Genomic DNA, 7,186 nt, shown 5'->3' with positions numbered 1-7,186 from the left:
CGCGGCGGCGGGCAGTTCGTTCACCATGCTGCGCTTCGCCGATCCGGAGGTTCCCGACGTCGTCTACCTGGAGCAGCTGACCAGTGCGTTGTATCTGGATCGCCGCGCCGACCTGGAGCTCTACCGCGTGGTGATGGAGCGGCTGGTGGTGCAGGCCGAGACGCCGGAGCGCTCGCGGGAGCTGCTGCGGGAGAAGGCCGAACTGCTCTGACCGTGCCGCGGCGCGCCGTCCGAGCCGATCGGCGGTAGCGTCGCTGATCATGAACCGAAGGGTTCGTCGCGCGGGGACGAGCTATCTGCTGCTGTTGCCGAGCCTGATCGGCGTCGGCGGCTTCCTGCTGGCTCCGATCGTCGTGGTGGCGTGGCTGAGCCTGCACAGCTGGAATCTGCTGGGGCCGATGCGGTTCGTCGGCCTGCACAATTGGCGTTCGGTGCTCGGGGATGCGGAGTTCGGGCATGCGCTGCTGGTCACGCTCGCGCTGACGGTGCTGGTGGTGCCGGTGCAGACGGTGCTGGGTTTCGCGGTCGCGATGCTGGTGGCGCGCCGCCGCGGCGGATCGGCGTTCCGGGTGGTGTTCGCACTGCCGTGGATGTGCGCGCCGGTGGTGATCGGCGTGGTGTGGCAGTGGATCTTCGCGCCGACCGGGGGCGCGCTCGATGCGGTGCTCGGCCGCCGGATCGAATGGCTGTCCGATCCGGCGCTGGCGCTGCCCTCGGTCGCGGCGGTGAGCATCTGGTCGAATGTGGGCTATGTGGCGCTGTTCTTCGTCGCGGGCATCCGGGCGATACCGCGCGAGGTGCTCGAGGCCGGGGCGCTGGACGGGGCCACGGGGTGGCGGCGGATCCGCTGGCTCACGCTGCCGCTGCTGCGGCCGACCATGTTCTTCGTGCTCGTCACCGGAATGCTCGCGGCCTTCCAGACCTTCGACACCGTCTACGCGCTCACCAGGGGTGGACCGGACGGGCGCACGGATGTGGTCGCCATGCGGATCTTCGCCGAGACGTTCGATGCCGCCCGCCCCGGGCGGGCGGCGGTAATGGCGCTGGTGGTCTTCGCGGTGCTGTTCGCGATCACGCTGGCGCAGCATCGGTATTTCCGCGCCGGGGGTGAGCGTGCGCGGTGAGCTGCTGCGCGGCGGCGTGGCGTATCTGGTGCTGCTGGGCGGGGCCGCGCTGACGGTGGCGCCGCTGGTGTTGAGCGCGCTCACGGCGCTGAAGTCACCGCGGCAGTTCGGCGCGGATTCGCCGCTGGCGCTGCCGAATCCGTGGACCGGGGAGAACTTCCGCCTGGTGCTGGATCAGGGGCTGGGCCGGGCCCTGGTGGTGACCGCACTGATGACCGCGTGCATCACGCTGGGGCAGCTGGTGTTCTCGGTGCTGGCCGCCTATGCCTTCGCCCGCACCGAATTTCCCGGACGCGACGCGCTGTTCTGGGTGTATCTGGCCACCATGATGGTGCCGCCGATGGTCACGCTGATTCCGCTGTACCTGATGTTCGCGAAGGCGGGTCTGCTGAATACCTTCTGGGCGCTGGTCCTGCCGTTCGTCTTCGGATCGCCCTACGCGATCTTCCTGCTGCGGCAGTACTTTCGCGGCATACCGGAGGAGTTGATCGGGGCGGCGCGGCTGGACGGGGCGTCGACGCTGGACGTCATCGTGCACGTGGTGGTCCCGATGAGCCGCCCGGTGCTCGCCACGCTGACGGTGATCACGATCGTCTCGCAGTGGAACAACTTCATGTGGCCGCTGGTGGCCAGCAGCGGCCCACGCTGGCAGGTGCTGACGGTGGCGACGGCGAATCTGCAGACCGAATACGACGCGCGGTGGACGCTGGTGCTGGCCGCGACCACGCTGGCCATCGTGCCACTGGTGGTGGTGTTCCTGGCGTTCCAGCGGCAGGTGCTGCGGTCGATCTCGTGGACGGGGCTGAAATGAAGTCCTCGACGCAGATGGTGCTCGGCCTCGTCACGGCCGCGGTCGTGCTGATCGCCGCGGCGCTGTGGCTGGGCCGCGAGGACGACGGCGCGGGGCGCACCCTGCTGCGGCTGCGGATCTGGGACGACAGCTTCGTGGCGGCCTACCGCGCCTCGCTGGACGAGTTCGAGCGAGCCAATCCCGATGTGCGGGTGGATGTCACCGTGGTGCCGTGGGCGTCGTATCCGCAGAAGTTGCGGCTGGATGTGGCGGGCGGGACCGCCGACGATCTGTTCTGGACAAATCTGTACGAGGACTACGCCGACGCCGGGCGGCTGCTCGACATCGGTGCGCTGCTCGGTCCCGAGGCGGCCCGGGCCTGGGACCCGTCGGCGGTCGCCCAATACACCAGGAACGGAAGGCTCTGGGCGGTACCGCAATTTGTGGACGGTGGCACCGCCGTGTACTACAACCGGGAGCTGCTCGCCGCCGCCGGGGTGGATCCGGCCGAGCTGGCGACGCTGCGGTGGAGTCCGGGCGAAGACGACACCTTCCGCCCGCTGCTGCGGCGGCTCGCGGCGGTGGCGCCGTGGGCGTACAACGCCGCCAACGACTTCCAATCCATCAACCTGCCGTATCTGGGTTCGGCCGGTGGGCGCTTCCAGGACGGTGGCCGGTTCGTCTTCGACGGTCCGGCGGGGGTCACCGCCTTCGGATATCTGACCCGGCTCGTCGCCGATGGGCTGGCGCCCTCGGCGGCCGATACGAATACCAACCGCGATTTCGCCAAGAACGCCTTCCTGCAGGGCAAGCTGGCGCTGTTCCAATCGGGCACCTACAACCTGGCCCAGATCGCCCGGCAGGCCACCTTCGGCTGGGGCGTGGCGATGCTGCCGCACGGACCGGCCGGACGAGTCAGCACCGACAATGCCATCGGTGTCGCGGGCAATGCCGCCACCCGTCATCCCGACGCGGTCCGACGCGTGCTGGCGTGGCTGGGCGGGGCGGCGGGCAATCGGTATCTCGGCGTGCACGGGGCAACGATTCCCGCGGTCTCGGCCGTGCAGCAGGTCTATCGGGACTACTGGTCACGCAGGGGGATAGATGTCGGCCCGTTCTTCGATGTGCTCGCCGGGCCGCGGATCGAGTCGGGGGGCGGGCCGGGTTTCCCCGCGGCGCTGAAGGCGATCGACCCGATTCTCGGTGAGATGTTTCTCGGCCGAATTCCGGTGCCGGAGGCCCTCGCTCGCGCCCGCGCCGCCGCGGAGCGGGCGGCGGGTCCGCAGTGAGAATCACATTCGGCTGATATCCACCAGCGGGGTGCGCGGGCCGAATTTGGGCCTGCGGGCCTGGCCGGAGATTTCCAGCAGCCGGACCGCGCGATAGCGGTGCGGGCGCAGCGGTTCGAGGTATTCGACCATGGCGTCGTCGTCGAGGGGACGACCCAGCAGCGTCCAACCGACGGTCGCCGCGAGGTGGTAATCGCCGACCGAGAGGGCGTCCGGATCACCGAAGGCGCGCTGCGCGATCTCGGCGGCGGTCCAGACTCCGATACCGGGGACCGTGCACAGGCGGCGGGCCGCCTCGGCGTGGTCCAGTTCGGCCGCCTGCTCCAGCTTGTCGGCCATGCGGGCGGCCAGCACGATGGTCCGGGCGCGCTGCGGATCGACGTTGGCGCGGTGATAGACCCAGGACGGCAGGTATCGCCAGGTCTGCGCGTCCGGCGGCACCCGCATCGGGCCGGGCACCGGCCCGGGGGCCGGTTCGCCGTACTGCCACACCAGCTTTCGCCAGGACGCGCGGGCGGAAATGAGGTGTACGCGCTGCTCGAGCACCGCGGGGACCAGGGTTTCGAAGACCAAACCGGTGCGCAGCATGCGCAGACCCGGATGGCGGCGATGCGCCGCGGCGATCTTGGGATGATCCGGGGCGAAATCGCTGACGTCCTCGTCCAGGCAGAACATATGCGGCAGCCGATCGAGGAACTCCGCGGCGCCCGGACCCCACGCGCGGGCCGAGACGCCGCACGGACCGGATTGCGCCAGTCGGTAGGTCACCGGGCCGCTCGGTAGGCGCGAGGCCCGCCAGTGCGCTCCGTCCGCGGTCACCCGGTGGCAGGGGTCGCCGCCGCTGCGCCGCAGCGGCGCGATGGTGTGCGCGAGATCGATGGGGCGGTCGGCGGTCACCGTGCGCATCGCGCCGTCGATCTGGGTTGCCACCGGGACATTGTGCCCCGGACCGCGCGGATGGCGACCCCGAACCGCCCGCGCCGAAGCGGGCGCTAGGTTGTAACGGTACGATCACACCCGGCGATTTCCCATTTGTTCGGCCACATCGGCAATTGATGGGCATCCGCCGCCACGGAGGTTTTCATGGTTACCAATCTTCTGAACTGGCTGCTCAATGCGTGGGGCACCGTCTTCGCCGGAAGCTCGGGCTATCAGATTCCGCCGGGCACCCTGCCGTTCGGCAGCTGATCTCGCCCGATCGCTCAACGGCCCAGCAGCAGCTGGGCCAGATGCCGACCCGTGCGGCCGCCCAGCTGGGCGGCCTGGGTACGGCAGGAGAAACCGTCCGCCAGGAACGTGGCGTCGACGTCCGCGCGCAATGCTGGCAGTAGGCCGTTCTCCGCGACCGCAACCGAAATGTCGTAATGCCCGGCCTGCATGCCGAAATTACCGGCAAGTCCGCAGCATCCCGTGATTTCGATCACTTCCGCGCCCGCCTGCCGCAGGATTCGCCGATCCGCCTCGAAGCCCAGCACGGCGTGCTGATGACAGTGCGGCTGGACGAGCACCGTGCGCCCGCCGAGATCGGGTGGCCGCCAGCCGGGCTCGGCGGTGAGGAATTCCGCCAGCGTGCGCACGGCGCGCGCCGTCGGGGCGGAGCGCGGATCGTCCGGTAGCAGCTCGCCCAGATCCGAGCGCAGCACCGCGGTGCACGACGGTTCCAGGCCGACCACGAGCCCGCCATCGCGGATATGCTCGTCGAGCGCGGACAGTGTGGCGCGCAGGCGGGTGCGAGCGCCGTCGAGCTGGCCGGTGCTGATCCAGGTGAGTCCGCAGCACACCCGGCGTTCGGGTACGACGATCTCGTGGCCGAGGGATTCGATGATTTCCACAGCCGCCCAGGCGATTTCGGGCGCGAAGGCACTGGTGAACGTGTCGACCCACAGCATGACCGGCGGATGTTCGCGCACCGGGCGATGGGCGCGTCGCCGTGACCATTCGGCGCGAAAGCTCCGGCCCGCCAGGGTTGGCACCGCACGACGGGGATCCATACCCGCGGCGCGCAGGCCGAGGCGACGCAGCGGGGTCACGGCGGTGAGAGCATTGGCCAGGCGGGGGATGCGGGTGGCGGCCGCGAGCCAGCGCGGGAGTTGGCCGAGCGCGTAATGGTCGCGGGGGCGAAGGCGGCCCCGGTAGCGCCGGTGCAGCGTTTCGGCCTTGTAGGTGGCCATATCCACGCCCGCGGGGCAGTCGGAGCCGCAGGCCTTGCAGGACAGGCACAGATCCAGCGATTCGGCGACGGCCGGTGAGCGCCAATCCAATTCCCCGTGGACGACCTCCTGCAACACCCGGGCCCGGCCGCGGGTGCTGTCCTTTTCGTCGGCGGTGGCCAGATAGGACGGGCACATGAAGCCGCCCGCGGCGCGGGTATCGGCCCGGCACTTGCCGATTCCGACGCAGCGGTGCACCGCGGTCCCGATATCGCCGTCGGCGGGGAATGCGAAGCCACCGACGGGTGGCGTCGGCCGCAGCCCCGCCAGCCGCAGATCGGCATCGATCGGGCGCGGGCGCACCAGGACGCCGGGATTGAGCGCGTCGTCGGGATCGAACAGGCTCTTGAACTCGCCGAACGCGGCGAGCGCCTGCGGCGAGTACATACGCGACAGCAGTTCCGAGCGAGCCCGGCCGTCACCGTGCTCACCCGACAGCGAACCACCATGGCGGACAACCAGATCCGCGGCATCCTCGAGAAAGGCCCGGAACCGCCGCGGTGCGTCGGCGATCGGCAGATCGAGCCGGACATGGATGCAACCATCGCCGATATGCCCGTACAGCAGGCCGTCGACCCCGTGCGAGCGCATGAGCTCGTCGAATTCGCGCAGATACGCACCGAGCCGGCCGGGCGGCACCGCCGCGTCCTCCCAGCCGGGCCAGGCCGGAGCACCCGCGGGCGTGCGCCCCGCCAGCCCCGCGCCATCGGCTCGGATCCGCCACAGCCGGGCGGCCTCGGACGCGTTCGACACGATCCGGGTGCCGAGCGCATCGGCGGTGCGGCACAACCGAATCGCCGTCTCGTGGGCGAGCTCCGCGCTGTCGGCTGCGAGTTCCACGAACAGCCAGCCCCCACCCCGGGGAAGTTCCGGCACGGTCCCCCGGTGCGCGCGTACCACATCCACCAGGCGGGCGTCGATGCCCTCGACCGCGACCGGCGCGCAGGCCATGACCGCGGCGATATCGTCGGCGGCCGTGGCCATATCGGCATAGCCGAGCACGACCAGCAGCGTCGCCGCGGGCAGCGGGACCAGCTCGACCGCCGCCTCCAGCAGCAGTCCGCACGTCCCCTCGGCGCCCACGAGCGCCCTGGCCGCCGACGAACCGCGTTCCGGCAGTAGATGTTCCAGTCCGTAGCCGGAGGCCTGACGCTCGAAGCGGCCCAGCTCGGTACGGATCAGGGCGAGGTGGCGGTGCGTGAATTCGGTGAGGCCGGGGACCACCGCCGGATCGTCGCCGAGGGTTCGCTCGACGCCCGCGCCATCCAGAATGCGCAGCTCCCGCACGGTATCGGAGGTGCGGCCCCACGCCACCGCATGCGGGCCGCAGGCGTTGTTGCCGATCATTCCGCCCAGGGTGCAGCGGTTCTGGGTGGAGGGGTCGGGGCCGAAGCGCAGGCCGTGTGGTGCGGCGGCGCGCTGCAATTCGGCCAGGACCACGCCGGGTTGGACCCGCGCGCAACGGGTTTCGGGATCGATCCGCAGCACCGCGTGCATGTGCCGACTGAAGTCGAGCACCAGGCCCGTCCCGATCGCGTTGCCCGCCACCGAGGTTCCCGCGCCGCGTGCGGTGACCGACAGGCCCTCGGCCCGCGCCAGCTCCAGCGCCGTCGCGACATCGTCCGCGCCGCGCGGGAAGACCACCGCGGCCGGGCGGACCCGATAGTTGGAGGCGTCGGAGGAGTACTCCGTGCGCCGCCGCTCGTCGGCGTCCACCTCGCCGTCGAGTCCGGCACGCAGGGCCCGCACCCACGAATCGGTCATGGGGCCACC

At 70.6% G+C, this 7,186-nt stretch carries 6 protein-coding genes; 4 read left to right on the top strand and 2 right to left on the bottom strand.

What is annotated here, in order from left to right; genetic code table 11:
- From NDR87_RS24190 to NDR87_RS24175, 4 genes are all read left to right on the top strand, one after another.
- On the top strand, nt 1–211 hold a 211-nt coding region (locus NDR87_RS24190), incomplete at its 5' end, for a Scr1 family TA system antitoxin-like transcriptional regulator (RefSeq protein ID WP_251915652.1).
- Nucleotides 212–260: 49 nt separating this feature from the next.
- Nucleotides 261–1,124, top strand: a complete 864-nt coding sequence (locus tag NDR87_RS24185; RefSeq protein WP_251915651.1) for a carbohydrate ABC transporter permease — start codon at nt 261–263, stop codon at nt 1,122–1,124.
- The gene (locus NDR87_RS24180) at nt 1,108–1,935 is read left to right on the top strand and encodes a carbohydrate ABC transporter permease (RefSeq protein ID WP_372494288.1); all 828 of its coding nucleotides are present in this window, start codon (nt 1,108–1,110) and stop codon (nt 1,933–1,935) included. The genes NDR87_RS24185 and NDR87_RS24180 overlap by 17 nt, the downstream gene beginning before the upstream one ends.
- Entirely contained in the window at nt 1,932–3,203 is a 1,272-nt protein-coding gene (locus tag NDR87_RS24175; RefSeq protein ID WP_251915647.1) for a sugar ABC transporter substrate-binding protein, read from the top strand. Before NDR87_RS24180 ends, NDR87_RS24175 begins: the two co-directional genes overlap by 4 nt.
- Before the next feature lie 3 nt (nt 3,204–3,206).
- On the opposite strand, the gene NDR87_RS24170 is transcribed toward NDR87_RS24175, so the two are convergent.
- Nucleotides 3,207–4,109: a DNA-3-methyladenine glycosylase gene (locus NDR87_RS24170; protein WP_251915739.1), complete on the bottom strand. Its 903-nt coding sequence runs from the start codon at nt 4,107–4,109 to the stop codon at nt 3,207–3,209.
- 296 nt (nt 4,110–4,405) lie between these two features.
- Complete coding sequence (locus tag NDR87_RS24165) at nt 4,406–7,177, bottom strand: FAD-binding and (Fe-S)-binding domain-containing protein (protein ID WP_251915645.1); 2,772 nt, start codon at nt 7,175–7,177, stop codon at nt 4,406–4,408.
- Nucleotides 7,178–7,186 lie beyond the last annotated feature (9 nt).

The sequence above is a fragment of the Nocardia sp. CDC159 genome (assembly GCF_023740735.1).
GTDB lineage: Bacteria > Actinomycetota > Actinomycetes > Mycobacteriales > Mycobacteriaceae > Nocardia > Nocardia pulmonis.
This window is presented reverse-complemented; position numbering and strand designations above follow the sequence as displayed.

Coding starts and splice junctions, on each gene's coding strand:
- NDR87_RS24185 (WP_251915651.1), top strand. CDS start 261: ATGAACCGAAGGGTTCGTCGCGCGGGGACGAGCTATCTGCTGCTGTTG.
- NDR87_RS24175 (WP_251915647.1), top strand. CDS start 1,932: ATGAAGTCCTCGACGCAGATGGTGCTCGGCCTCGTCACGGCCGCGGTC.
- NDR87_RS24170 (WP_251915739.1), bottom strand. CDS start 4,109: ATGCGCACGGTGACCGCCGACCGCCCCATCGATCTCGCGCACACCATC.
- NDR87_RS24165 (WP_251915645.1), bottom strand. CDS start 7,177: ATGACCGATTCGTGGGTGCGGGCCCTGCGTGCCGGACTCGACGGCGAG.